Here is a 23,405-nt window from a genome sequence, read left to right as displayed (position 1 = left end):
TCGCCTGATTCCAGGCTTTCGGTGTCATCCTGCGGGCCAAGCCCCATGCAGGCTCTCCATCCGGAAGCTAGACTTCTGCACACACGCCTGTATTTATACGTGAAAGAAAAAAACCGATAACGAGGTTGCGATGTCGCTACCGCTGGTTGTTATGCTGCCTTTTCTGGGGGCGATCGCTGCGCCCCTGTTTGCCCAGGGAGGACGAACGGCAATTGCCATCGCCTCGTCCGTACCCGCGCTGATCGCCCTGGCGGCGCTCTATCCTCAGTGGCAGGTTCTTGCCGACGGCGGTGTGGTCCTGTTCCACCAGCCCTGGCTGCCGGCGCTGGGCCTGTCCCTGAGTTTCCGGCTAGACGGTCTGTCACTGCTGTTCGCCCTGCTCATCCTGATCATCGGTCTGCTGATCATTCTCTACTCCCGGTATTACCTGAAGCCGAAGGAGAATATCGCCAAATTCTACGCCCTGCTTCTATGCTTCAAGGGCGCCATGCTGGGCATCGTGATGTCCAGCAACCTGCTGCTGATGCTGATTTTCTGGGAACTCACCAGCCTGGTGTCGTTCCTGCTGATCGGTTTCTGGACCCACAAGCAGGATGCCCGGCGAGGCGCACGCATGGCTCTGGCGGTCACCGGTGGTGGCGGACTGGCCTTGCTGGCGGGCATCCTGATCATCGGCAACATTGTGGGCAGTTTCGAGCTGGACGACGTTCTGGCAGCGGGCGATCAGATCAAGGCCCATGCCATGTACCCGGTTGTCCTGACCCTGGTATTGCTCGGCGCCTTCACCAAATCGGCCCAGTTCCCCTTTCATTTCTGGTTGCCACACGCCATGCAGGCGCCCACGCCGGTATCGGCTTACCTGCACTCGGCCACCATGGTCAAGGCAGGCATCTTCCTGATGGCAAGGCTGTATCCGGCACTGGCAGGCACGGAACAGTGGTTCTACATGGTCAGTTTCACCGGCATGGCCACCTTGCTGCTCGGGGCCTACACCGCGATGCTCAAGCATGATCTCAAAGGGCTCCTGGCCTACTCGACCGTCAGCCATCTGGGCCTCATCACCCTGCTGTTCGGAATGGGGACAAAGCTGGCCGCAGTGGCAGCGGTGTTTCACGTCATCAACCACGCCACCTTCAAGGCATCCCTGTTCATGGCCGCGGGTATTATTGACCACGAGACCGGTACCCGGGACATGCGTCGAATCAACGGCCTGTGGCGTTACATGCCGCACACGGCCACACTGGCAATGGTCGCCGCCTCCTCCATGGCGGGGGTACCCTTGCTGAACGGATTCCTGAGCAAGGAAATGTTCTTTGCCGAGTCCCTGGACCTGAACCTGCCAGGTCTCTGGGCCTGGTTGCCCCCGATCATCGCGACCCTGGCGGGCATCTTCTCGGTGGCGTACTCGGTACGCTTCGTCCACGACGTTTTCTTCAACGGCAAGCCGGTGGATCTGCCGGTATTCCCGCCGCACGAACCGCCCCGCTACATGAAGATACCGGTGGAGATACTGGTGTTCGCCTGTGTGATGGTGGGCATCTTCCCGGCCATATCCGTTGGCCCGCTTCTCTTCGCGGCGGCATCGGCCACGCTGGGCGGAGATGTGCCTGATTACCATCTCACGTTTGCCCACGGTCTGAACCTTCCATTGCTGATGAGCTTCGTGGCGTTTTTCGGTGGATTGCTGATGTACAGCCAGCGGCAGCGCTTCTTCGACTTCCACGCCCGGTTCAAGGAAATCGATGAGAAAGCCGTCTTCGAAGCGGCTGTGGCTCGCGTGACAGAAGCGGCCAATCGTCTGACGGCCCGGCTCGAAAATGGCTCGCTTCAGCGCTACGCGATGCTTCTTGTGCTCAGCGTCATCGTGATCGCGGCAGCCCCGCTGGCCAATCTCGGACTCTTTATCGGCGCAAATGGACTGACGCCCGTGGACGCGCCTACCGGCATTGCCGTGGCGGTATTGATCATTGCCGCCATCATGACTGCCGTCATGCATCGGGAGCGTTTCTACGCACTGGTGCTACTGAGCGTTGTCGGGCTGATTGTGGCCCTCGGGTTCGCCCGCTTCTCGGCACCGGACCTGGCCATGACTCAGCTGTCCGTTGAAGTCGTCACTATCGTGCTGCTGATGCTGGCGCTCTACTACATGCCGTCCTGGACACCCATCGAAAGCAGTTCCGGCAGGCGCCTCCGGGATCTTCTCATCGCACTGGTCGCCGGCGGTGGGATGACACTGATCACCCTGGCCATGCTGACGCGTCCGTTCAGTTCAATCTCGGACTTTTTCCTGGCCAACAGCAAACCGGAAGGTGGCGGTACCAATGTGGTCAACGTGATCCTGGTGGACTTCCGGGGCTTCGATACCCTGGGTGAAATCACGGTACTGGCCATCGCCGCGCTGGGCATCTACGCGATGTTGAAAAATACTGCCCTGACCCCGCCACCGGGCGATGGCCAGGGCCATCCATGGACCCGGGATACCCATCCGATGATGCTTCGTCAGATCGCCCGGCCAATGCTCCCGTTGGCCCTGATGGTCTCCGTGTACATCTTCCTGAGGGGCCACAACCTGCCTGGCGGCGGTTTCATTGCCGGCCTGGTCACCTCAGTGGCGCTGATCCTGCAATACGTCGCCAGCGGGATGGACTGGACCGAAGACCGGATCCCGTTCAAATACCACAACATGATCGGCCTGGGCCTGCTGTTTGCGGTCATCGCCGGAGCCGGCAGCCTGGCCTTCAGCTACCCGTTCCTGACCTCGACGTTCGGCCATATACACTGGCCCTTCGTGGGTGAATTTGAACTGGCATCGGCCATGATCTTTGATCTGGGGGTTTATCTGACCGTTATCGGCGCAACCCTGCTGGCACTGGTCAGCATCGGCCGCCTCTCCCCGCATTCCGCCATCAAACCCGGACCGGAGGCCAACTGATGGAACTCGTGTTTGCCCTGGCCATTGGAACCCTGACCGCCTCGGGCGTCTATCTGTTGCTCCGCGCGCGCACCTTCCCGGTCGTCGTCGGGCTGACGCTGCTGTCCTACGGCGTCAATCTGTTCCTGTTTTCCACCGGCCGCCTGGCGACCGGCGCCCAACCGATTATAGGCAGCACGGAGAGCTACACCGACCCGCTGCCTCAGGCCCTTGTCCTGACCGCGATCGTGATCGGCTTTGCCATGACGGCCTTTGTCGTCGTGCTTTCCCTCCGAAGCCTCGCGGACCATGACGACGATCACGTCAACGGAGACCAGTCCTCGTCGGAACCGGACTCGGCAGCGCCGGAAAAACGGGAGGGCCACGACCAATGAATCAATGGCTGATCGCACCGATCCTGATCCCGCTACTTGGCGGTATCCTGCAAGTCTTCATGGGCTATGCGCCCATCAGCCTGCGCCGGACTCTGGCCCTCGCGACCACGGTACTGCTTCTGGTCGCCACGATTGTGCTGCTCCTGCTTGCCAATGACGGGCAATACCGCCTCTACGCCTTCGGCAACTGGCAGCCGCCCTTCGGCATCGTCCTGGTGCTGGATCGCCTCGCGGCGCTGATGCTGGTACTGACTGCGGTTCTCGCTCTGTTCTGCCACCTGTTTTCCCTGGGTGGCTACGACGAGGGCAACCGGCAGTTCCACGGACTTTTCCTGTTCCAGCTCATGGGCCTGAACATCGCCTTCCTCACCGGCGACCTGTTCAATCTGTTCGTGGCCTTCGAGGTGCTCCTGATCGCATCCTACGGTCTGCTGATGCATGGTGGTGGAACCGCCCGCACCATCCCGGGGCTGCACTATGTCGTGCTCAACCTGGTGGGATCGGCACTGTTCCTGATCAGTGTCGGCATGATCTACAGCGTGACCGGCACCCTCAACATGGCCGACCTGGCGCTCCGGATTCCGGATCTTCAGGGCGCAGACCTCGAACTTGTGAAAGCTGGCGGCCTTATGCTGCTGGTGGTCTTCGGCCTGAAAGCAGCGGTCCTGCCTCTGAGTTTCTGGCTGCCAAAGGCCTACGCGAGGGCATCGGCTCCCGTCGCTGCCCTGTTTGCGGTGATGACTAAGGTGGGGATATACGCCATTCTCAGAGTCTACCTGCTGGTGTTCGGTAACCACGCCGGTCCGCTGGCCAACCTGGGCATGGACTGGCTGTTCCCGCTGGCACTCGTTACCCTCGCGATGGGGGTTATCGGCGCGCTCGGCGCCCAGAGCCTCAAGACCCTGGTCGCCTGGCAGGTGGTTATTTCCGTGGGTACTCTTCTGGCGCCCATCGCGCTGGGCTCCAACGCCGGTATATCGGCGGCGCTGTTCTATCTGTTGAGCACCACCTGGACCGTCGGAGGGCTTTTCCTGCTCTCCGAACTGGTGGCCAGCCAGCGCGGTAGCGCCGGTGACCGGATCGTGACCGCACCGCCGATGCAGAACCGGACACTGCTGAGCGTGTTCTTCCTGGTTGGTGCAGTTGCCGCCGCCGGACTGCCGCCCCTGAGTGGATTCTTTTCCAAGGTGCTCATTCTGCAATCGGTCACCTCTGGCTCCGAGATGGCCTGGCTCTGGGGCATTCTGCTGGTCGGCAGTTTCTTTACTGTGATTGCCTACAGCAGGGCCGGCAGCATCGTGTTCTGGCGCACCGTCGGTGGACACATTGAGGACCCGCCCCGCCTGGGCGGCGAAGTACGGGCGGCAACCGGCGCCCTGGTAGCCTTGAGCGTGATCATCGTCGCCTTTGCCGGGCCGATCAATGAGTACACGGACGCCACTGCCGCGCAGCTGCAGGATAGACAGGGGTATGTGCAGATCCTGCAAACGCCCATGGTTCAGGAGGACAACTGATGCTGGATCGACTGACATTCCCGCAGCCCTGGCTCAGTCTAAGCCTGTTCCTGATCTGGCAGTTCCTGAGCGAAGGCGTTAGTGGGGGCAGTGTCGTCCTCGGCCTGGTCCTGGCCTGGGCCATTCCCCAGTTGACCCAGGGATTCTGGCCCGAACGCCCGTCGTTGCTTAAATGGTGGCGAATGCCGGGTTACCTCGTGCATGTTCTCAGGGATATTGTGGTCGCCAGCTTCGAGGTCGCCGCCCTCATCCTGTCAGCACGGCGGCCCCGCTCCGCGTTCGTGGTCTATCCGCTGGAGCTGACCGATCCCCTGGCCATTACCGTGCTGGCCGGAACTATCTCCCTCACACCCGGCACCGTGACCGTGGACGTCAGCGATGACCACAAATCGCTGCTCATTCACGCCCTCGATGCCGAGAGTGACGAGGAAGTGATCCACAGCATCCGCAACCGCTACGAACGACGCCTGCTGGAGATGTTCGAATGATGATCGTCGCCCTCTACCTCACCATTGCCATGGTCACACTGGCGGCCCTGCTGAACGTTTACCGACTGATCAAGGGACCCAACGCCACCGACCGGGTGCTGGCGCTGGACACCCTCTACATCAATGCCATTGCGCTGATTATCCTGCTGAGCGTGACGCTGGGGACCCGCATGTACCTGGAGGCAGCCTTGCTGATCGCCGTGATGGGCTTCGTCGGGACCGTCGCCATGGCGAAATACCTCAAGCGCGGCAGCGTGATTGAATAGGAGGAACAATGATGCATCCAGTTGCGGAATATGCCATCAGCGCCCTGCTCCTGATCGGTGGCGCCTTCACCCTGGTCGGAGCCATTGGCCTTGCGCGCCTGCCCGATTTCTTCAGCCGGCTCCATGGCCCGACCAAGGCGACCACACTGGGCGTCGGGGCCATCATGCTCAGCTCGGTGATCTATTTCAGCGCGTCCGGCGAAGGAATAGGCGTGTCGGAAATTCTGGTGACAGTCTTCCTGTTCATCACTGCACCGGTCAGCGCCAACATTCTCGCCAAAGCCGCCATGCACATCGATGTTCCGCCTGCTGAGGGCACGCGCGGAAATCCCTGGGACCAGTAGGCGGGCGACGGGAAATTTGTCATTGGCCTGACAGGATTTTGCCGTATAGTAGGTCGCCCAAACGTCTTCAGGAGGCAAACTCATGCTGAAAGTGAACGAGTATTTCGACGGCAGAGCCAAGTCGATCGGTTTCCAGACTGCAACCCTGCCGGCAACGGTTGGCGTTATCAGCCCGGGCGAATTCGAGTTCGGCACGACCAAAAAAGAAACCATGACCATCATCAGTGGCGCACTGACGGTGCTGTTGCCGGGCATGAATGAATGGATGACCTACGGGGCCGGTGAAAGCTTCGATGTAGCCGGTCAGGCAAGCTTCAAGGCAAAAACCGATATCGACACCGCTTACCTCTGTACCTACGAATAACATCCAGATTCGCAGAGCGTACCCATCCTGTTAATTTGAAAGGGTATGTTCTGCGATTTTTTGCCTCTCACCGGTTCCCGTTTCTGCCAATCTGTGTCAGATTTAACACTCTCGACGCAATAACAACCAGAAGCAGAGAAAGAGGACCACAACATGGCACAGACCCGAATTCTGTCCCCGGCGAATAACGCTTACGAGTACCCGCTGCTTATCAAAAACCTCCTGCTCTCGGGCCCACGTTACAACCCCGACCAGGAAATTCATTACGCGAACCGCAGCAAATACACCTACACCACCCTCGTCGAGCGAATCCATCGCCTCGCCAATGCGCTCACAGACGCCGGTGTCAAACCGGGTGATACTGTCGCCGTTATGGACTGGGACACTCCACGTTACCTGGAATGCTTTTTCGCAATTCCGATGATCGGCGCGGTCCTGCACACAATCAACGTGCGACTGTCACCGGAGCAGATTGTCTACACCATGAACCACGCTGAAGACGATGTGGTGCTGGTGCACGATGACTTCCTGCCCATCCTCGAAGCCGTAAAAGGCGAGATCAAAACGGTCAAGAGCTACATCCAGCTCACCGATAACGACGCGCCGAAAGAGGCGGCCCTCGATACCGCCGGCGAATACGAAAGCCTGCTGGCCAAGGCTGACTCACACTTCGACTTCCCGGACTTTGACGAGAACAGTGTTGCCACGACGTTCTACACCACTGGCACGACCGGCAACCCCAAGGGCGTCTATTTCAGCCACAGGCAACTGGTCCTGCATACACTGGCGCAGGTTGGCTCCCTCGGCTTCTCCGATGAAATGCCCCTGATGCGCTCCAACTCTGTCTATATGCCGGTGACACCGATGTTCCATGTGCACGCATGGGGCGTTCCCTACGCCGCAACCATGATGGGCATCAAGCAGGTGTATCCTGGCCGCTACGAGCCTGAACTTCTGGTGGACCTGCTCAAGGAACACAAGGTCACCTTCTCCCACTGCGTACCGACCATCATGCAGATGATGATGGCCACGGAGTCCATCAAAACCGCGGACCTCAGCAACTGGCACGTCCTGATCGGCGGCAGCGCGCTGACCAAGGGACTCTGTGATGCGGGCGCCAAACTGGGCATTCGCATGTATACCGGTTACGGCATGTCGGAGACCTGCCCGCTGCTGAGCACCACCTATCTGAAGCCCGAAGATCTGGAACTTCCGCTGGAGCAGCAGACCGACCAGAGGGTAAAAACCGGTATTGCCGTGCCCCTGGTGGATCTGGAAATCGTTGATCCGTCGGGCAACCCAGTTGCGCACGATGGCGAAGCCAAGGGTGAGGTGGTTGCCCGCGCGCCCTGGCTCACCCAGAGCTACTTCAAGGAGCCCGAGAAAGGCGAAGAGCTGTGGCAAGGCGGCTGGCTGCACACCGGTGACGTGGCAAGTATGGAGCCCGACAACACCCTGACCATCAAGGATCGCATCAAGGATGTCATCAAGACCGGTGGTGAATGGTTGTCGTCACTGGATCTGGAGAACCTGATAAGCCAGCACCCGGCGGTCGCCGGCGCTGCGGTGGTGGGTGTGCCCGATGAAAAATGGGGTGAGCGGCCCTACGCCCTGGTGACCCTGAAACCGGGCGAGGACGCCTCGCTGGAAGACATCCAGAAGCACCTGCAACAGTTCGTCGAGAAGGGCGACATCAACAAGTGGGCGATTCCGGAACAGATGGATTTTGTAGACGACATCCCGAAAACCAGCGTCGGCAAGATCAACAAGAAACTGATCCGGGATCAGTTGAAAGACTGATCAACCAGCAGGACATCCCCGGGGCCGACGAGGTCCCGGGGCTTCCCATTCAGACTCCGGCGAACGTGAAATCCACCTCAGGCTTCCTGCCATCGACAATATCGGCCAGAGCCGCAGCCGACCCGCAGGAATGCGTCCAGCCGAGGGTGCCGTGCCCGGTGTTCAGGTACAGATTGGCAAAATGACTCTTGCCAATGTATGGCACGTTTGAGGGTGTGGTGGGCCGCAGACCGGTCCAGAATTCGGCTTTGTCCCAGTCGCCGGCTTCCGGCATCACTTCCGCGGTACGTCTCACAATGGCCCGGCAGCGGGTCAGATTCAGCTGCCGGCTGTAACCATTCAGCTCGGCCGTTCCGGCCACGCGTAGACGGTCTCCCAGCCGTGAGTAGACCAGTTTGTACTCGTCGTCCGTCAGGCTCACATTAAACGCGGCCTCTTCATTCTTGACCGGGACGGTAATCGAATAGCCCTTGGCCGGATAGATGTTCAGCGAGAGCCCGAGTTGCCGGGCCAGAATGGCACTGAAGCTGCCCAGGCAAAGGACATAGGAGTCCGCACGTAAGGTTTCGTGGTGGCCCGCATTGAGAATCTGGACGCCCAACAACCGTTCGCCCGCGTGGTCGAACCCGACGATATCGGTGTTGTAGAGGAAGTTGACCCCGGCTTGCTGACAGCGATCGGCCAGCGCCTGGGTGAATTTCCGGGCATCGCCTGATTCGTCCTCGCTAGTGTAGGTAGCGCCTGCAATACGGTGTTTGATCGGATTCAGCGCAGGCTCCAGTTCAACCGCCCGGTTGGCGTCGATGATCTGCCGGTCGCAGCCCAGATCCTGCATGATGCGGGTCGGCTCGATGGCGCCGTCGAATTCTTCCGGATTGGTGTAGAAGTGGAGAATGCCCTTTTCCAGATGATCGTATTCCAGTCCCAGTTCCTTCCTCAGAGCCTGGAGTTGTGCCCGGCTGTAGGTTCCGAGATTGACCATCTGGCGGATATTATGGGCCGCTTTCGACGAGGTGCATTCGCTGAGAAACGAGAGAGCCCAGCGCCATTGGGCCGGGTCCAGGCGCGGCTTGAACAACAGCGGCGCGTCTGCTTTCGTCAGCCATTTAAGCACTTTCAATGGCGCCGAGGGGTTGGCCCAGGGCTCGGCATGGGACACGGAAATCTGGCCGCCGTTGGCGTAACTGGTTTCGAGGCCGGCCCGGCTCTGACGATCCACCACCGTGACCTGATGTCCCTGCTTCTGCAAAAACCAGGCGGTGGTCGTACCGACAACACCCGCGCCCAACACCAGAATGTGCATGCTTGCCTCCGATCAAAGAACTCCCTGCGCCTCGTTCGACGAGACGCCCAGGGAGTTCGCATATTCATGAGAGTTCGGGGAACTGACTGCCCGTGTCCTATTGTAACGCGGGCAGTCGGGGTTTGCGCGTTAGACCATCAGCCACCGGCGCGCTTGACCGTCCAGCCTTTCTGTTCCAGCAGGGGCACCAGAAGATCACGCTGATCGCCCTGAATCTCCACCACGCCGTCCTTGACCGTCCCGCCTGTCCCGCACTTGCCCTTCAGGACCTTGGCGAAGGCCTTGAGCTCCTTGTCGTCCAGGGGAATGCCGGTGATGAGGGTGACACCCTTGCCTTTGCGGCCCTTGGTCTCCCGGCTGACACGAACGATGCCGTCGCCCGCCGGACGCGCGGGTGCACCGCAGGTGCACTGATCCATCGGGTTCCGGCATTCCGGGCACATCCGGCCCTGCTCGGTTGAATAGACCAGGCCGCCAGTCCGCTTCTTCATAATGCCTCCGGATTCACTGCTTATTCGACGCCCGGAGGGTACTTCGAAAACATTTCCGAAACCACTTCATCAATCAACTTGCTGCGGGTCTCCGGTGACTGGCTCTCGCGCAGATAGCGGCGACTGGCCGCCCGCCAGACCACCTGATCGGTCTTGTTGTCAACCAGCTCGATCACCAGCTTGCCTTCCGTGACCTGGCGAGCGGGCGGTGGGGCGGCCATTGCCCAGCCGAAGTGGCCCGTTCCGAAACCGAAGCCCAGCCCGACACCACTCTGATCGAGGCGCTCTTCCTCGACAATCTGCCAGTTCACCAGCAAATCCGCCTCCGATTCAGAAACCTGACGCATGGCCTTGCGAGCCAGCTCCCGATCGACTGCCTTCCGCACCCGATTGCCATCCAGTGACACGAACGAGGATTTGCCTGCATCCGGGGCGAACGCCCAGCTCGCGTAATTTCCGAAAACCACCGAGTCGTTGTAATCGGTGACCACGTTACTGGCACATCCGGTGAGTGCGATGGCAAATATTACCCAAATAAAACTGCGCATTGCGATTGCTCCTTGGGTCGATGAACAGGTCGAGCGTATTTCACAAGTATACGCCCGCTACACGAACCTTGATGGCACTCCGGTCCGTTACCTTTCCAGATCGTAATGCAGTTGGCCGGCCTCACAAAAGGACTTGAGGGCTTTCACTTTTTCATCAGGCACCAGGACATCTGCCGTCACCGACGTCCCATAGTCGATCGAGTCAACCTGGGCTCCATTCACCTCGCACCAGTGCCGCAGTGGCTGTTCGTCGGCGAAAGACATGGTCACCCGAACCCTTGTCATCGGCTGATGAACAACCCTGTCCACCGCCGACAGGACACTCTCCGCCGCTCCGGCGTAGGCCCGGACCAGACCTCCTGCACCCAGCTTGATCCCGCCAAAATAGCGAATGACCATCACCAGCACGTCCCCCATATCCTTGTGCTGAATGACATTGAGAATCGGCTTTCCGGCGGTGCCCGAAGGCTCTCCGTCGTCGTTCATCGCTGCCTCCGCAGCCGAGCCGGGACGGCCGATCTGGTAGGCCCAGCAGATGTGGCGGGCGTCCGGATGATCGCGATGCGCCTGTTCGAGCCACTGGTGAACCTCATCCCGCGAGGTAACCGGTGCCACTCGGGCAATAAAGCGACTTTTCTTCACCTCCGTCTCCCGCTCAAGGTATCCTGCAGGGACGGGATAATCTTTGCTCATAATGTGAGGTGCCCTATGTCAGCAGAAGAAAACGGCAGTCCGGGGACCGCGCCACCGGCAAAAGTCCGAAAAGCGGCCTGCGGCATCCGCTTTGACGAGGATGAACTGCAGGAGGGTATCGACTTCTCCGGCGCCGCGGATCTTAAACCATGCGATGAGGATCGTCAGGAGACCGTTGACTCACGCAGCCGTAAACACCGGCAACCGGATTGCGACTCTTAGGCCACCGGACTCATCGTTGCTGGCTCCGATTCGACCATCGTGCGCATTGACGATGTCCCTGGCAATGGCAAGGCCTAGCCCCCATCCGGAACCACCCCGCGACTTGTCAGCCCTGAAAAAGGGCTCGAACAGGTGGGGAAGCGTACTCTCTTCCGCACCCGGGCCCTGATCCCGGATATCGATACACACCCACTGCTGTTCGACGGCCACACGAATCTGCACGGATTTTCCGGGCGGCGTGTGATCCAGGGCATTCTGCAGGATGTTGTCGAAAGCCCTCTGGAGCAGCCCGGCGTCACCCAGCACGGTGACCCCGGACGCTTCGTCCGTGGCCGACAACTGACAGTCCACCCCCTGGTGTTCGGCGTAGTCGGCGGCGTCCCGTAGCACCTGATTGATCAACCGGACCGGTTTGACCGGTTCACGCGCGATGTCACCGCCCTTCTCTGCCACCCGATACAGCGACAGTATCTGGGAGGTCATGGCCTCAAGGCGCTCGTTCTGACGCAGGATGCTGGCGATCAGGGCCTCGTCCGCGCCACTGTCACTGGCCAGCTCAATTGCGATCCGCTGCCTCGTGAGAGGCGTCCTCAGGTCGTGGGAGATATCCCGTAACAGGCCTTTCTGACGCTCCAGCAGATCGCAGAGCTGATCCGTCATGACATTGAAGGCGGTTGCCAGCAGCCCCACCTCATCCCGGCGGCCTGCGATCTTCTGGCTGACACGAAGCTGGTTCTTGCCAGCGGCAATCTCCCGGGCAGTGGACTCCATGTGCTTGAGTGGACGCGACACCAGGCGCGCAATCCACCAGCAGGCCAGGGTAATCAGGATGAAGGCAAATCCGAGCTCCAGGGTGCGGAAGAATCGGGGATCCAGCCACCCGTCACCACTGGCCCGTGGCCAGGCAATCAACCGGTATTCATCCGAGATCCTGATCACGGCAGGCTTTTGGGGATACCAGGCGGAATTCATGCGTTCACGAATGGGTTTCGGGAGCGAGTCGTCGTGCTCATCCCGCTGGATCAACACCAGATGCAGATCCAGTCGTTCGCCCTGGGCCCGGAGGAAACGCCAGGCATCGCCCCGGCCTTTCTGTTCACGGATGGCGATGGCCTTCTGGGCAAGATCCTGCAGACCGACCTGGCGTTCAATGGCCTGGCGCTCACGATCGAGCAGATAGCGGGTCGCGAGATTGCTGGACACCACGGTCACTGCCATGGCCAGCCAGATGGACAGGAAAATCCGCCAGAACAGGGGGAAAGAGAGGCGGCGCTTCACATCGGCACCCGGTAACTGTAGCCCAGCCCACGCACCGTCTCGATCCGGGGAGGATCGTCGTTACCAAGTTTCTTTCGCAGATTACTGATGTGCATATCCAGGGTCCGGTCATAGGCCTCCAGGCGGCGGCCCAGGGCCCACTGCATCAAATCGGTCTTGCGTACGACACTGCCGGCGTGTGCCAGTAGCACCTGGAGGACCTCGTATTCAGTGGCGGTCAGTTCGAGGGGTTCACCGTTCTGGTAGATCCGGCGATTTGCCGTCTCCAGCCGGAGATCACCATATTCCCGGGTGCCATTGACCTCGGATTTCTGATCCCAGGCAATACGCCGTAACAGGGCCTGGAGGCGTGCTACCAGCTCCCTGGGGTTGCAGGGTTTGGGAATGTAATCGTCGGCACCCACTTCAAAACCGACAATCCGGTCGGTCTCATCTCCCCGGGCCGTCAACAGAACCACCGGCAAATGGGTCTCTGCCCTCAACGAGCGGAGCACTTCCAGCCCGTTCATGTCCGGCAGCATGATATCCAGCACCACAATGTCACAGTCCTGGCCCATGGCCAGCGCCAGACCATCCCGGCCATTGGCCGCTTCCCGAACATCAAATCCCTGGTTCGACAGGTAACGGGCCAGCAACTCCCTCAGCTCCTCGTCGTCCTCCACCAGTAACACGCGGTTCTGCATCGTCCAACCTCCCATTGCGATGGCAGCAGTCTAACACGGTGTCTTGCCGGTGCTGATTTTCCGGATTTGTGCTTTGCATAACCTTTACAGAGCCCTGACGTGGCTTGACGAAGGCCGGGGTTACCATGCTCCCGTGAACAAAACGCCGATTGAACGGTTCCACCATGAGGAAAACCCATGAACAGACGTAAACTCTCCACGATGGCAGCAGGCGCCCTGGCCTCTGCATTGTTAATTGCCAGCCCGCTGGCCCTGGCAGACCACCATGGCAAGGACGCCTATGGCAAACGCGATATGTCGCAAGTGTGCGAAGACTTCCGTGAAGGCACGGGCAAATTCAGTCCGGAGGCGCGACAGGAGCGGCGTGAAAAATACCGGGCGGAAGCGGACAAGCGACATGCCGAGATGGCTGACCGCCTGAAGCTTGACAAGGAACAGCGCAAGGTCTGGGACGAGATGCAGATGGAGCGTCGGCAGCAGCACGAGGCGCGCGCCGAGAAATGGCGGGAACGACTGGCCGAGCGCTGCGCAAACCAGGATCAGTAATCGCTAGTGATCAGACCGCGGCTTCTGACGTATGGTATCGGGAACACTCCGAGGAAGTTTCCGCACCATGTCAGAAGCCGTCCCCTTTGAACTCGAGACCTGCCAACGGATTTCGGATCTGCCGAAAGACGTCTGGGAGCAGTTTGCAGGCCGGGACAACCCCTTCCTTCGCTACGAATTCTTTCAGAGCCTGGAGGAATCCGGTTGCACAACCGCCGACACCGGATGGCAACCCAGCCACCTGATCTTCCGGGAAGGCGAAGACGTTGTCGGTGTGGCGCCGGCTTACCTGAAGTATCACTCCATGGGTGAATACGTGTTTGACTGGGCCTGGGCTGACGCCTACCAGCGTTATGGCCTGCCCTATTACCCCAAGCTCCTGATTGCCGTCCCCTTCACACCTTCCCGGGGACCGCGGCTGATGCTGGCCGATCATGTCCGGAATGCTCTGGCGCCACCGGCGCTGTCTTCAGGACTGGACACGCTTTGCGAAGAAATCGGAGCACATTCGTGGCACCTCCTGTTTCCGGACGAGGCCGATCAGGCCCTGCTGCATGAACCGGAAGAACTGCATCGGATCGGCTGTCAGTTCCACTGGCATAACCGCGACTACCGCCATTTCGATGACTTTCTTGCCACGCTGACTTCCCGCAAGCGCAAGTCCATCCGTCGGGAACGGAGACAGGTGGCTGAACAGGGCATCACGTTCAGACGATTCAGCGGACAAGGCCTCCCGGACACCATCCTTTCGGCTTTCTATGTGTTCTACCAGGCCACTTACCTGAAACGGGGCCAGCGCCCCTACCTCAACAAGCGGTTCTTCCAACTGTTACGGGATCGTTTACCAGAGCACCTGGAAATAGTCATGGCCGTGAAGGAGGACCGGATGATCGCCGGTGCCCTGTTCCTCACCGGGGGCGACACACTCTACGGGCGCTATTGGGGGTGCCTGGATGAATTCGATCACCTGCATTTCGAGACCTGTTATTACCAGGGTATCGAAATGGCCATCGAGCTGGGTCTCACCCGTTTCGATGCCGGCGCCCAGGGCGAGCACAAACTGGTGCGCGGCTTCGAACCGACGCTCACCCACTCCTGGCACGGCATCCTGCATGAGGGATTCCGGGAACCTATCCGGGAGTTCACGCTGGAGGAAGCCGCCCAGGTTCGCGCCTATCTGCGCGAAGCCGAAACCCTTCTGCCCTATCGCCAACAGGCGCCGGATTAACTTCTATACTGAGGGAACCGATCCGCGAACAGGGGTCAAAAAGGACGGCTCATCATGGATACCCAGTTCCTGCCCGCGATCATCACTACCGGACATGGCCTTCTGATCCTGGCAGGCGTGTCCCTGATCATTGCCCTGTCGGCGCTTGTATACGCTTCCCGTGTACGCCAGCAGCACGACGAGAGACTGGAGGTACTTCGAGAGAAGGCCGACACACTCTGGCGTGAAATCGACGACATTCGGGTCGCCCACTTCAACAGCCCGATGTCCTCTGCCGGCGGCACGACGGACGCCCTCATGGGCAATGCCTACCAGACGGAAAAGGCCGCCTACCAGACCATATGGCCACAACTCTGGCAACTGTATGACCGGACAGGACAGTTTCTCAGGACCGTCGAGGCCGGGGAACCGGTCGGAGACCTGCGTCTTGAAGCCCGCAATGCTGCGCTGGAGGCCCGGCAGGGACTGAATCGCCACCGGCCCTTCTGCAGCGAAAAAGTGGAACAGTTGATCAGCCGGCTCGTGGATACAGAAATCAAGGCTCACCTCGCTGCCAGTCAGTATCTTGATCTGCTGAAAGAGGTGTCGACCCATCCATCCGACCATGACCGGCAACTCATGCAGGAGAAGTGTGACTCGCTGCATGAACACGATGCCCGGGCGCTGATGAATTCGCTTGCCGAGGAAATCCGGAACCGGATGCTTCGCTAGCGACGCTGGCCTGCAACGACAGCGAGAGTGTCCCTCTGCAATTGGGTGAGATAGTCACTGATTTGGACCGGAACCGGTTCGGCAGGCTCCAGGCCCAACAGCGGATCAGGCAGTGACGCGATGGCCTGTTGCGCGCCGTCAACCTGTGAGGCCAGTGAGCCCACCACTTCAGGTAGTATCCGGCCATCTTCCATGATCGGTTCCAGCAGCGGCTGCCCCTCGGCCTTCTCCATTCGGCCAGCTACAGTGTCCCGGACAATTCGCCCGTCGTCACCCAGAACCCGGAAGACCTGTTTGCGCCCCGGAAATGAGACCTTTCCCGAGGAACTCTTCATCTTCGGCTCGCCGGCATACTCCGTCAGCTTGTAAGCCAGTTCCAGAGCCGGGGCGTCCACCGCCACACCAATAGCGGTGCCAACGCCGAAGCCATCGATCGGCGCTTCCTCTGCCAGCAGGCGGGCAATCCGGTATTCGTCCAGACCACCGCTGGCCATGATCCTGATCTCCGGAAAACCTCCATCGTCCAGAATCCTCCGGCAGTCCCTCGCCTCTGCGGCGAGATCGCCGGAGTCCAGACGAATGGCCCCGATTTTGGCGGCAGGATCCTCACGTAACCATGACACAACGCGCTGGACCGCACGTCGGCTGTCGTAGGTATCGACCAGCAAGGTGGTACCCGGATACAGGCGGGCATACACCTTGAAGGCTTCCAGCTCGTCCGGATAGGCCTGGACAAAGCTGTGGGCCATGGTGCCATTGACGTCCATGTCAAAGTCCAGCCCGGCCAGTACGTTGCTGGTGGCCGACAGACCGGCCAGGCGGAACGCCCGAACGCTCCGGTGACCGGCATCAATGCCATGCATGCGCCGTAGCCCGAAATCCACGACAGGACGTCCGTCGGCCGCCAGCGCCAAACGCACCGCTTTGGTGGCCAGCACCGATTCCAGGTGAACGTAATTCATGATCAGGCTTTCCAGGATCTGGGCCTCTGCAATCGGCGCTTCGATTTCCAGCAGCGGCTCCTGGGGAAACAGTGGGGTTCCCTCTGGAACCGCGTGCAGGCTGCCACTGAAGCGGAAAGAACGCAGCCACTCCAGGAAGCCGGGCTGAAACCGGTTGAGCTGTTTCAGGCGCTCGATGTGATCCTCAGAAAACCGCAGGCCCTCGAGCACTTCAGCGATGTTGCGCTGACCACAGGCCAGGACGAAGTTGCGGTTTTCAGGCAGATCGCGGAAGAACAGGCTGAACACGGCCCGGTCCTGCATCCCTTCATGCCAGTAGGCCTGCGCCATGGCGAGCTCGTACAGGTCGACAAGCAAGGGAAGATCCTGTTGGTGCATCATCAGGAGACCTCCCAACGGGTTACCCGCGACATACTGATCCAGGACTAGCTGTTGGTAATTCGGAACCCGATTTTCAGCACCACCTGATAATGGCCGACTTTGCCGTCGACGATGTGGCCTCGGGTTTCCATCACCTCGAACCACTCCATATGCTTCACGCTTTTGCCGCACTCGGCCACGGCGTTCTCGATGGCCTCCTCAATACTCGTTTTCGAGGAACCGACGATCTCTACTTTTTTGTAGACATGGTGATCTGACATAGGGTATCTCCCAGTAATTGGAGCATGTACCTTGAGACTAGAAGACGGGGGCGCCGCCATCAAATAGCGGCCGGGCAACAACCATGAAAAGAACCGTGAAGCGAAGTGCCGCCTGGTTTCTCGCCAGCCTTACGATCCTGATGACCGGCCCCCTGCTCATGGCGGTCAGCGGCGGCCTGCACGGTGCCGAAAGCTGGCAGACCGCCAGCCGCGAGAGTGCGGATATTGCGCCCAAACCTGAGGCATTCGACGATGCTGTCATCCAGGTATACGGGGCAAGAGCCTGGAGCTGGCGAGGATACTTTGCGGTCCATACCTGGATTGCCACCAAGAAAAAGGGGGCGACACAATACCGGGTCCACGAGGTAACCGGCTGGCGTCACTACGTGGTCAGTTCGCGCCCATCGATACCGGATCGCCGCTGGTACGGTGCCGAGCCCACCCTCTACGCTGACATCCGAGGCAAAGCAGCGGCAAAGCTGATTCCCGAAATCTACCAAGCCGTCCAACGATACCCATACCCCACGGAATACGAAGCCTGGCCGGGCCCCAACAGCAATACCTTTACCGCCTGGGTAATTCGGGACGTTCCGGGGCTAGAGGTCGCCCTGCCCAATCATGCCATCGGCAAGGATTACCTGGGTGACCGTCTGATTGCGGCCGTACCGGGTGGAAGCGGCTACCAGTTCAGCCTCGGAGGCTATTTTGGTTTGCTGGCAGGCGTTCGCGAGGGACTGGAAGTCAACATTCTGGGGTTATCACTGGGGATCAACCCGATGGCTCTGGGCATCAAACTACCGGGCCTTGGCGAGCTGGCGTTGAGAAACCCCAACACCATGGCGGAAGCCGCTGACTGATTACAGGAGAAAATAACGAACCAGGCCAGCGGCGGCGATACCCGCCGCAATGGCCGGCAGCGGCTTGCGCACCACAAGCATGGTTACCGCTGTCACTGAAAGGGCTGCGACCGCCCCTGCATCCCCGCTGAATGCCATAGGCACGATAATGGCAATCAGCACCGAACTGGCCATGGTGTTGATAAAGCTCTCTATTCGTGGACTGATCCGAACGAATGACATGGCGAACACCCCGCCAAAGCGGGTTGCGAGGGTCACCAGGGTCATGATTGCAATGACCAGAAGAACGCCGGAATCGGCCGTCGAGAGGCTCATGCTGTTGTTTCTCCACTGCTCGTGGTGGATTTCCGGTCGGTCCAGAAGAAGCCGACCATTCCCCCCGCAAGGGCCCCGGTGACTACATGGGTGTTGGGTGGCAGCCATTTCCACGCTGCGAGTGAGGCCGCCCCGGCAACGGTCCAGGCAACCAGAACACGGGGAGACTTGTTACCTCCCAGTGCCATCGCCAGCAGGAAACACCCGAGCACCATATCCAGCCCAAGGCTCTTGGGGTCGGACAGCAAACCTCCGAAATACGCCCCCAGCCAGGTCCCGAAAATCCAGGCCAGCCAGAGTGCGAGCCCACCACCAATAATCACCTCCAGATTGCGCCGGCCACTCTGGTATTCCTGGGCCGAAACCGCCCAGTTCGCATCGGTGAGCAGCAGCAGTAATCCGTATCGTTTACCGGGAGCAACATCCCTGAGCATGGGGTACAGGGACGCCCCCATCAGAAGGTGACGGGAATTGATGGCAAAAACCACCGCCACCAGCGGCAGCAGGGAAATTTCATTACCCCAGAGTTCGAGAGCGGCAAACTGCGACGCACCGGCGAACACGGCGGTGCTCATCAGGATGGTCTCCAGCGGCGTCAGTCCCTTCTGGGTAGCCGCCAGGCCGAACGCAGCGCCGAATGCCACCACGAATAACGAGATGGGCAACAGCCGGAAGAATTCGCTGCGGATCTTCCGGGGTTCGAGACAGTAGGGATAGGAGCGATCAGACATCATAGGAAGCTAAGCCGGAACCTCTCGCATGCGTATAAGCAGAAACCCGTACCCCGAAAAAATTTATCGCCTTTGATCAGAGGCTTGCTTGAGTTTCTCAGGTAATTGGCAAATTGTAACCCACCCAAACGTTGACGTTAACGTCAATCAACGCTAGGTTGTTTTTGTCCGGCCCCACAAGGGCACCCCGACGCAATCCATCGGGCAGGGACACCAGAAATCGAGCAGCCGGCCACAAGCCGGACGACAAGAACAAAACAGCCATCTACCGCCGCGATCCGGCAGGTGGAGGAGGATTTCGACATGCCTTATTCTGCATACCCCGGGTCCAAACGCCCTTCCCGTTTTGCTGACCGTTTCCACAGGCTCGCACGCGCTATCGACTTTGCCACGACACCTGGCACCGGAAGGGTCGCCGATCCTGGCTCCTGATCCCCTCGGCCAAGTCTGACCTGTAACTGATTCCGGCACCTGCTCAGGCGCCCTGGCGCCCGTGCCCTCATGTATATGGAAACGGTGAAAACCATGAACGTATTCAGTCACCCCGAATTCGACAATCACGAACACCTGTCTTTTTTCTGCGATCCGGAAACCGGCCTGAAAGCCATCGTTGCCATCCATAACACCTCCCGGGGCCCTGCCCTCGGTGGCTGCAGGATGTACCCCTACGCCACAGACGAAGAAGCCCTCAGGGATGTCCTTCGCCTGTCCCGAGGCATGACCTACAAATCCGCCCTCGCCAATCTCGATCTGGGCGGCGGTAAGTCCGTCATCATCGGGGATCCTCGCAAACACAAGACCGAGGCCCTGATGGAAGCCATGGGCAGACACCTGGAAAGCCTCGGCGGCCGCTACAGTGCGGCGGAAGACTCGGGCACGAGCGTCGCGGATCTGAGAGTAATGGGCCGGCACACGCGTTACGTGGCAGGCATCGCCAACCGGACCGGTTTTGACGGCAATCCCAGTAACGGCGATCCATCCCCGGCCACGGCCTACGGTACCTTCATTGGCCTGAAAGCGGCGGTACGGCACAAACTCGGCCAGGACGATCTGACCGGACTGAAGGTCGCTATCCAGGGCGTCGGCAATGTCGGTTTTCGCCTTGCCAGACATCTACGTGAAGCCGGTGCGGAGCTCTGGGTCCACGACATCCATCAGGACAATCTCCAGCGCGCCGTGGACGAACTGGACGCAAAACCCGCGTCCGCCGAAGACATCCTGTTCCTGCCGGTGGACGTGGTGGCACCGTGCGCCATGGGGGCAGTTCTCAACGACGCCAGCATTCCCGAACTGAAGGCAGGCATCATCGCCGGTGCCGCCAATAACCTGCTGGACCGTCCGGAGCACGATGCCATGCTCAAACAGCAGGGCATCCTGTACGCGCCGGACTTTGCCATCAACGCCGGAGGCATCATTGATGTGTTCTACGAACGCACCGGCGCGACACCGGATACGGTTCGCAAACACGTCGAAACCATCGGCGACACCCTGACCGAAATTTTCAATCGCTCTGACCGGACCGGGCTTCCCACCGGTGACATTGCCAACGAACTGGCAGAGGAGCGATTCCAGAAGCACACCGCGGGTGCTGGGCTGGCGCCCATGCGGTTGGCTGGCACCGGTTAACCTGACACTGGTGCTCTCCCTTGGGAGCCACAGGCTCTGTGGCTCCCTCTTTTCCCTGACAACAACAAGTACTGCAGGAGACTGTCATGTCTGTCACTTCATCCGGTTCCGCCACCTACAGCGGGGCACTTGAGGGTTCCAGCGCCAAGCGCGGACTCTGGTCATCACGACTCGCCTTCATACTCGCCGCCACGGGCTCGGCGGTGGGGCTCGGCAATATCTGGAAGTTTCCCTACATCACCGGTGAAAACGGCGGCGGCGCATTCGTCTTGATGTATCTGCTGTGTATCGCCGTGGTTGGCATTCCCATCATGATGGCGGAGGTCATGATCGGACGCCGGGGCGGTCACAACCCCGTCAAAAGCCTGCAACTGATCGCCGAGCGGGACCGCCTCAAGCCCGCGTGGAAGCTGGTGGGCGCCATCGGCATCCTGGCCGGTTTCCTGATTCTCTCGTTTTATTCGGTAATCGGCGGCTGGGCCGTTTCCTACGTCGGCACCGCCGCCAGCGGCCAGCTGACCGGTCAGTCGGCCGATGCCATCGGTGCGATCTTCTCCGGCCTGCTGTCGGATCCGCTCACCCTTCTACTCTGGCACAGTGTGTTCATGGCCCTGGTCATGGTCGTCGTGGCGAAAGGTGTTCACTCAGGCCTGGAAAGGGCGGTAACCCTGCTCATGCCGGCCCTGTTCGTTCTGTTGCTGATCATGGTCGGCTACGCGATGACCTCCGGCGGCTTCGCCAAAGGGGCGGCCTTCCTGTTTGAGCCGGACTTCTCGAAGCTGACAACCACAGGCCTCCTGGTCGCGCTTGGGCATGCCTTTTTCACCCTCAGCCTCGGCATGGCGGTAATGATCGCCTACGGCTCGTATCTGCCCAAGGGCATTTCCATCGCGAAAACCTCAATCACGGTTTCGATCATTGATACGGGTGTCGCTCTGCTTGCGGGGCTGGCCATCTTCCCGGTGGTATTCGCCAACGGTCTTGAACCTGGTGCCGGTCCCGGCCTGATCTTCCAGACCCTGCCGCTGGCCTTCGGTCAGATGCCGTTTGGCAGCTTTTTCGGCACCCTGTTCTTCGTCCTGCTGATCTTTGCCGCCTGGACATCCGGCATCTCCCTGCTGGAACCGATCGTGGAGTGGCTCGAAGAACGCAAGGGGATGAACCGGACCATCAGCACCCTGATGGCAGGGATCGTGTGCTGGGCCCTGGGCATTGCCTCGATTCTGTCCCTGAACCTGTGGTCCGATGTCACCCCCCTTGGCTTCATCCCGATGCTCGAAGGCAAGACCATCTTCGACCTACTGGACTTCTTCACCGCAAACATCCTGCTGCCGCTCGGTGGCCTCGCAGTCGCGGTGTTCGCCGGCTGGGCGATGTCACGCAAGGCCATGGAGAAGGAACTCGCCCTGTCCGCACCAGCGTTCAAGCTCTGGTACGTGACCGTGCGATTTGTCACGCCGATCGCCGTGGCAACGGTCTTTATCTACAACCTCCTCTGAGGCTGGGCGGGGAGCGGTTCGTCCGCTCCCCGCAACCTCGACTTTCGTCGCCGTTGCGCCGGTCCGACAAACATCTGTCCCCTTCTGACCGGACAAGAGCGTACAAAGCCTCGTACTGTGTCGGGCGATCCTGATCAATAAGTGAGGCTTTCACGATGTCTGCAGTCACCGCATCCTTCCCGGTCCGTCGCCAGGACTTCGGATTCGACGATGTACCCCGCCACTGGGTCGATAACGATCCGTTCATGACCCACCTGTTCAATGCCCTGTCGGCGTTGTTCCCGGATGGCGAGCGCTATTTCGTGGCCAGCGTCCGGGCCGTTCGGGAGAAGGTTCAGGATCCGCAACTGCAGAAGGACATCAGTGCGTTTATCGGACAGGAAGCCATGCACGCCAGGGAACACGGGCATTTCAACGAGGGCGCCATCCGCAACGGCTTTGATATCAAGAAGCTGGAAGGATGGACCCGGGGATTCCTGTCGGTCAAGGATCTCCCGCTATTGAAAAGCGAACGGGTACATCTGGCCGGCACGGTCGCCCTGGAACACTTTACCGGTATCCTCTCGGCCCAGCTCCTGCGCCGGGAAGACCTCGTAGAGGCGATCGATCCGACCATGCGAACCCTCTGGGCCTGGCACTGCGTCGAGGAAAACGAGCACAAGGCGGTGGCCTTTGACACCTACCAGCAGGTGTTCGGAAAGGGACCAGCGGACTATGCAATCCGGATGGGAACCATGGCACTGGCCACGGTTCTGGTGATGGTCGCCATTCACGCCTTTATCGTGGAGCTCATGCGGGAAGACGGGGAACTGGCCAACCTGAAGTCCTGGGCCCGAGGCCTGAATCGGCTTTGGGGGCGCCGGGGCATGTTTACTGCAATCGTGCCGGAGTACCTGGATTACTTCCGGCCGGATTTTCACCCCTGGCAGCACGACACCAATTTCCTGCTCCGCAAATGGCGCAAAACCCTGGGTTTTGCCTGATCCGGT

General features: G+C 60.0%; 25 protein-coding genes. 15 read left to right on the top strand and 10 right to left on the bottom strand.

What is annotated here, in order from left to right:
- The first annotated feature begins 130 nt into the window (after nt 1-130).
- From MLD04_RS02015 to MLD04_RS01980, 8 genes are all read left to right on the top strand, one after another.
- A complete protein-coding gene (locus tag MLD04_RS02015; RefSeq protein ID WP_248154280.1) occupies nt 131-2,932 on the top strand; it encodes a monovalent cation/H+ antiporter subunit A in 2,802 nt (933 codons plus the stop codon).
- A complete protein-coding gene (locus MLD04_RS02010; RefSeq protein ID WP_248154277.1) occupies nt 2,932-3,306 on the top strand; it encodes a Na+/H+ antiporter subunit C in 375 nt (124 codons plus the stop codon). The genes MLD04_RS02015 and MLD04_RS02010 overlap by 1 nt, the downstream gene beginning before the upstream one ends.
- Entirely contained in the window at nt 3,303-4,820 is a 1,518-nt protein-coding gene (locus tag MLD04_RS02005; RefSeq protein ID WP_248154276.1) for a monovalent cation/H+ antiporter subunit D, read from the top strand. Before MLD04_RS02010 ends, MLD04_RS02005 begins: the two co-directional genes overlap by 4 nt.
- A complete protein-coding gene (locus MLD04_RS02000; RefSeq protein ID WP_248154274.1) occupies nt 4,820-5,308 on the top strand; it encodes a Na+/H+ antiporter subunit E in 489 nt (162 codons plus the stop codon). Before MLD04_RS02005 ends, MLD04_RS02000 begins: the two co-directional genes overlap by 1 nt.
- Nucleotides 5,305-5,574 (top strand): K+/H+ antiporter subunit F, encoded by a 270-nt coding sequence (locus MLD04_RS01995; protein WP_248154272.1) that lies wholly within the window; start codon nt 5,305-5,307, stop codon nt 5,572-5,574. The genes MLD04_RS02000 and MLD04_RS01995 overlap by 4 nt, the downstream gene beginning before the upstream one ends.
- A gap of 11 nt (nt 5,575-5,585) precedes the next feature.
- Nucleotides 5,586-5,918, top strand: coding sequence for a Na+/H+ antiporter subunit G (locus MLD04_RS01990; protein WP_248155367.1), 333 nt, complete (start codon nt 5,586-5,588; stop codon nt 5,916-5,918).
- A gap of 82 nt (nt 5,919-6,000) precedes the next feature.
- Nucleotides 6,001-6,282, top strand: coding sequence for a pyrimidine/purine nucleoside phosphorylase (gene ppnP / locus MLD04_RS01985; protein WP_008939077.1), 282 nt, complete (start codon nt 6,001-6,003; stop codon nt 6,280-6,282).
- A 153-nt stretch (nt 6,283-6,435) separates the two neighbouring features.
- Nucleotides 6,436-8,082 (top strand): fatty acid--CoA ligase, encoded by a 1,647-nt coding sequence (locus MLD04_RS01980; protein ID WP_248154270.1) that lies wholly within the window; start codon nt 6,436-6,438, stop codon nt 8,080-8,082.
- A gap of 49 nt (nt 8,083-8,131) precedes the next feature.
- Here the strand turns inward: MLD04_RS01980 and MLD04_RS01975 are convergent, their stop codons facing one another.
- From MLD04_RS01975 to MLD04_RS01950, 6 genes are all read right to left on the bottom strand, one after another.
- Nucleotides 8,132-9,385, bottom strand: coding sequence for a D-amino acid dehydrogenase (locus tag MLD04_RS01975; RefSeq protein ID WP_248154268.1), 1,254 nt, complete (start codon nt 9,383-9,385; stop codon nt 8,132-8,134).
- 137 nt (nt 9,386-9,522) lie between these two features.
- Nucleotides 9,523-9,876: a translation initiation factor Sui1 gene (locus MLD04_RS01970; protein ID WP_248154266.1), complete on the bottom strand. Its 354-nt coding sequence runs from the start codon at nt 9,874-9,876 to the stop codon at nt 9,523-9,525.
- 20 nt (nt 9,877-9,896) lie between these two features.
- Nucleotides 9,897-10,424 carry a DUF4136 domain-containing protein gene (locus MLD04_RS01965; protein ID WP_248154264.1) on the bottom strand — a complete coding sequence of 176 codons (528 nt, stop codon included), beginning with the start codon at nt 10,422-10,424 and terminating at the stop codon, nt 9,897-9,899.
- 87 nt (nt 10,425-10,511) lie between these two features.
- Entirely contained in the window at nt 10,512-11,117 is a 606-nt protein-coding gene (locus MLD04_RS01960; RefSeq protein ID WP_248154262.1) for a YigZ family protein, read from the bottom strand.
- Between the two features lie 180 nt (nt 11,118-11,297).
- Nucleotides 11,298-12,617 carry a sensor histidine kinase gene (locus MLD04_RS01955; RefSeq protein WP_248154260.1) on the bottom strand — a complete coding sequence of 440 codons (1,320 nt, stop codon included), beginning with the start codon at nt 12,615-12,617 and terminating at the stop codon, nt 11,298-11,300.
- Entirely contained in the window at nt 12,614-13,300 is a 687-nt protein-coding gene (locus MLD04_RS01950; RefSeq protein WP_248154259.1) for a response regulator transcription factor, read from the bottom strand. The genes MLD04_RS01955 and MLD04_RS01950 overlap by 4 nt, the downstream gene beginning before the upstream one ends.
- 177 nt (nt 13,301-13,477) lie before the next feature.
- On the opposite strand from MLD04_RS01950, the gene MLD04_RS01945 reads away from it, so the two are divergent.
- The 3 genes from MLD04_RS01945 (at nt 13,478) to MLD04_RS01935 (ending at nt 15,785) form a co-directional block, all read left to right on the top strand.
- On the top strand, nt 13,478-13,846 hold the full coding sequence (locus MLD04_RS01945) for a hypothetical protein (protein ID WP_248154257.1): 369 nt from the start codon (nt 13,478-13,480) through the stop codon (nt 13,844-13,846).
- 67 nt (nt 13,847-13,913) lie between these two features.
- Nucleotides 13,914-15,074 (top strand): GNAT family N-acetyltransferase, encoded by a 1,161-nt coding sequence (locus MLD04_RS01940; RefSeq protein ID WP_248154255.1) that lies wholly within the window; start codon nt 13,914-13,916, stop codon nt 15,072-15,074.
- A 54-nt stretch (nt 15,075-15,128) separates the two neighbouring features.
- Nucleotides 15,129-15,785, top strand: coding sequence for a hypothetical protein (locus MLD04_RS01935; RefSeq protein ID WP_248154253.1), 657 nt, complete (start codon nt 15,129-15,131; stop codon nt 15,783-15,785).
- Here the strand turns inward: MLD04_RS01935 and MLD04_RS01930 are convergent.
- Together MLD04_RS01930 and MLD04_RS01925 are read right to left on the bottom strand one after the other, a co-directional pair.
- The gene (locus MLD04_RS01930) at nt 15,782-17,128 is read right to left on the bottom strand and encodes a nicotinate phosphoribosyltransferase (protein ID WP_248154251.1); all 1,347 of its coding nucleotides are present in this window, start codon (nt 17,126-17,128) and stop codon (nt 15,782-15,784) included. The genes MLD04_RS01935 and MLD04_RS01930 overlap by 4 nt on opposite strands.
- A gap of 44 nt (nt 17,129-17,172) precedes the next feature.
- Nucleotides 17,173-17,388, bottom strand: coding sequence for a dodecin (locus MLD04_RS01925; RefSeq protein WP_008939089.1), 216 nt, complete (start codon nt 17,386-17,388; stop codon nt 17,173-17,175).
- Between the two features lie 83 nt (nt 17,389-17,471).
- Here MLD04_RS01925 and MLD04_RS01920 point away from each other — a divergent pair, with 83 nt between their 5' ends.
- Complete coding sequence (locus MLD04_RS01920) at nt 17,472-18,245, top strand: DUF3750 domain-containing protein (RefSeq protein ID WP_248154249.1); 774 nt, start codon at nt 17,472-17,474, stop codon at nt 18,243-18,245.
- Here MLD04_RS01920 and MLD04_RS01915 read toward each other — a convergent pair whose 3' ends face one another.
- The gene (locus MLD04_RS01915; RefSeq protein WP_248154247.1) at nt 18,246-18,560 is read right to left on the bottom strand and encodes an AzlD family protein; all 315 of its coding nucleotides are present in this window, start codon (nt 18,558-18,560) and stop codon (nt 18,246-18,248) included. It lies immediately after the preceding gene.
- Nucleotides 18,557-19,291, bottom strand: coding sequence for an AzlC family ABC transporter permease (locus tag MLD04_RS01910; RefSeq protein WP_248155365.1), 735 nt, complete (start codon nt 19,289-19,291; stop codon nt 18,557-18,559). The genes MLD04_RS01915 and MLD04_RS01910 overlap by 4 nt, the downstream gene beginning before the upstream one ends.
- Nucleotides 19,292-19,816: 525 nt before the next feature.
- Here MLD04_RS01910 and MLD04_RS01905 point away from each other — a divergent pair.
- The 3 genes from MLD04_RS01905 (at nt 19,817) to MLD04_RS01895 (ending at nt 23,399) form a co-directional block, all read left to right on the top strand.
- Nucleotides 19,817-20,917, top strand: a complete 1,101-nt coding sequence (locus MLD04_RS01905; protein ID WP_248154245.1) for a Leu/Phe/Val dehydrogenase — start codon at nt 19,817-19,819, stop codon at nt 20,915-20,917.
- An 86-nt stretch (nt 20,918-21,003) separates the two neighbouring features.
- On the top strand, nt 21,004-22,416 hold the full coding sequence (locus MLD04_RS01900) for a sodium-dependent transporter (RefSeq protein WP_248154243.1): 1,413 nt from the start codon (nt 21,004-21,006) through the stop codon (nt 22,414-22,416).
- A 155-nt stretch (nt 22,417-22,571) separates the two neighbouring features.
- Complete coding sequence (locus MLD04_RS01895) at nt 22,572-23,399, top strand: metal-dependent hydrolase (RefSeq protein ID WP_248154241.1); 828 nt, start codon at nt 22,572-22,574, stop codon at nt 23,397-23,399.
- Nucleotides 23,400-23,405 lie beyond the last annotated feature (6 nt).

The sequence above is a fragment of the Marinobacter koreensis genome (genome assembly GCF_023156285.1).
Taxonomy (GTDB): domain Bacteria; phylum Pseudomonadota; class Gammaproteobacteria; order Pseudomonadales; family Oleiphilaceae; genus Marinobacter; species Marinobacter koreensis.
The sequence above is the reverse complement of the archived record's forward strand: the minus strand, read 5'-3'. Positions and strand labels throughout refer to the sequence as shown.

Bases quoted from the DNA above. Each gene is read 5' to 3' on its own strand.
- MLD04_RS02015 (WP_248154280.1), top strand. From the start codon at position 131: ATGTCGCTACCGCTGGTTGTTATGCTGCCTTTTCTGGGGGCGATCGCT.
- MLD04_RS02010 (WP_248154277.1), top strand. From the start codon at position 2,932: ATGGAACTCGTGTTTGCCCTGGCCATTGGAACCCTGACCGCCTCGGGC.
- MLD04_RS02005 (WP_248154276.1), top strand. From the start codon at position 3,303: ATGAATCAATGGCTGATCGCACCGATCCTGATCCCGCTACTTGGCGGT.
- MLD04_RS02000 (WP_248154274.1), top strand. From the start codon at position 4,820: ATGCTGGATCGACTGACATTCCCGCAGCCCTGGCTCAGTCTAAGCCTG.
- MLD04_RS01995 (WP_248154272.1), top strand. From the start codon at position 5,305: ATGATGATCGTCGCCCTCTACCTCACCATTGCCATGGTCACACTGGCG.
- MLD04_RS01990 (WP_248155367.1), top strand. From the start codon at position 5,586: ATGCATCCAGTTGCGGAATATGCCATCAGCGCCCTGCTCCTGATCGGT.
- ppnP (WP_008939077.1), top strand. From the start codon at position 6,001: ATGCTGAAAGTGAACGAGTATTTCGACGGCAGAGCCAAGTCGATCGGT.
- MLD04_RS01980 (WP_248154270.1), top strand. From the start codon at position 6,436: ATGGCACAGACCCGAATTCTGTCCCCGGCGAATAACGCTTACGAGTAC.
- MLD04_RS01975 (WP_248154268.1), bottom strand. From the start codon at position 9,385: ATGCACATTCTGGTGTTGGGCGCGGGTGTTGTCGGTACGACCACCGCC.
- MLD04_RS01970 (WP_248154266.1), bottom strand. From the start codon at position 9,876: ATGAAGAAGCGGACTGGCGGCCTGGTCTATTCAACCGAGCAGGGCCGG.
- MLD04_RS01965 (WP_248154264.1), bottom strand. From the start codon at position 10,424: ATGCGCAGTTTTATTTGGGTAATATTTGCCATCGCACTCACCGGATGT.
- MLD04_RS01960 (WP_248154262.1), bottom strand. From the start codon at position 11,117: ATGAGCAAAGATTATCCCGTCCCTGCAGGATACCTTGAGCGGGAGACG.
- MLD04_RS01950 (WP_248154259.1), bottom strand. From the start codon at position 13,300: ATGCAGAACCGCGTGTTACTGGTGGAGGACGACGAGGAGCTGAGGGAG.
- MLD04_RS01945 (WP_248154257.1), top strand. From the start codon at position 13,478: ATGAACAGACGTAAACTCTCCACGATGGCAGCAGGCGCCCTGGCCTCT.
- MLD04_RS01940 (WP_248154255.1), top strand. From the start codon at position 13,914: ATGTCAGAAGCCGTCCCCTTTGAACTCGAGACCTGCCAACGGATTTCG.
- MLD04_RS01935 (WP_248154253.1), top strand. From the start codon at position 15,129: ATGGATACCCAGTTCCTGCCCGCGATCATCACTACCGGACATGGCCTT.
- MLD04_RS01930 (WP_248154251.1), bottom strand. From the start codon at position 17,128: ATGATGCACCAACAGGATCTTCCCTTGCTTGTCGACCTGTACGAGCTC.
- MLD04_RS01925 (WP_008939089.1), bottom strand. From the start codon at position 17,388: ATGTCAGATCACCATGTCTACAAAAAAGTAGAGATCGTCGGTTCCTCG.
- MLD04_RS01920 (WP_248154249.1), top strand. From the start codon at position 17,472: ATGAAAAGAACCGTGAAGCGAAGTGCCGCCTGGTTTCTCGCCAGCCTT.
- MLD04_RS01915 (WP_248154247.1), bottom strand. From the start codon at position 18,560: ATGAGCCTCTCGACGGCCGATTCCGGCGTTCTTCTGGTCATTGCAATC.
- MLD04_RS01910 (WP_248155365.1), bottom strand. From the start codon at position 19,291: ATGTCTGATCGCTCCTATCCCTACTGTCTCGAACCCCGGAAGATCCGC.
- MLD04_RS01905 (WP_248154245.1), top strand. From the start codon at position 19,817: ATGAACGTATTCAGTCACCCCGAATTCGACAATCACGAACACCTGTCT.
- MLD04_RS01900 (WP_248154243.1), top strand. From the start codon at position 21,004: ATGTCTGTCACTTCATCCGGTTCCGCCACCTACAGCGGGGCACTTGAG.
- MLD04_RS01895 (WP_248154241.1), top strand. From the start codon at position 22,572: ATGTCTGCAGTCACCGCATCCTTCCCGGTCCGTCGCCAGGACTTCGGA.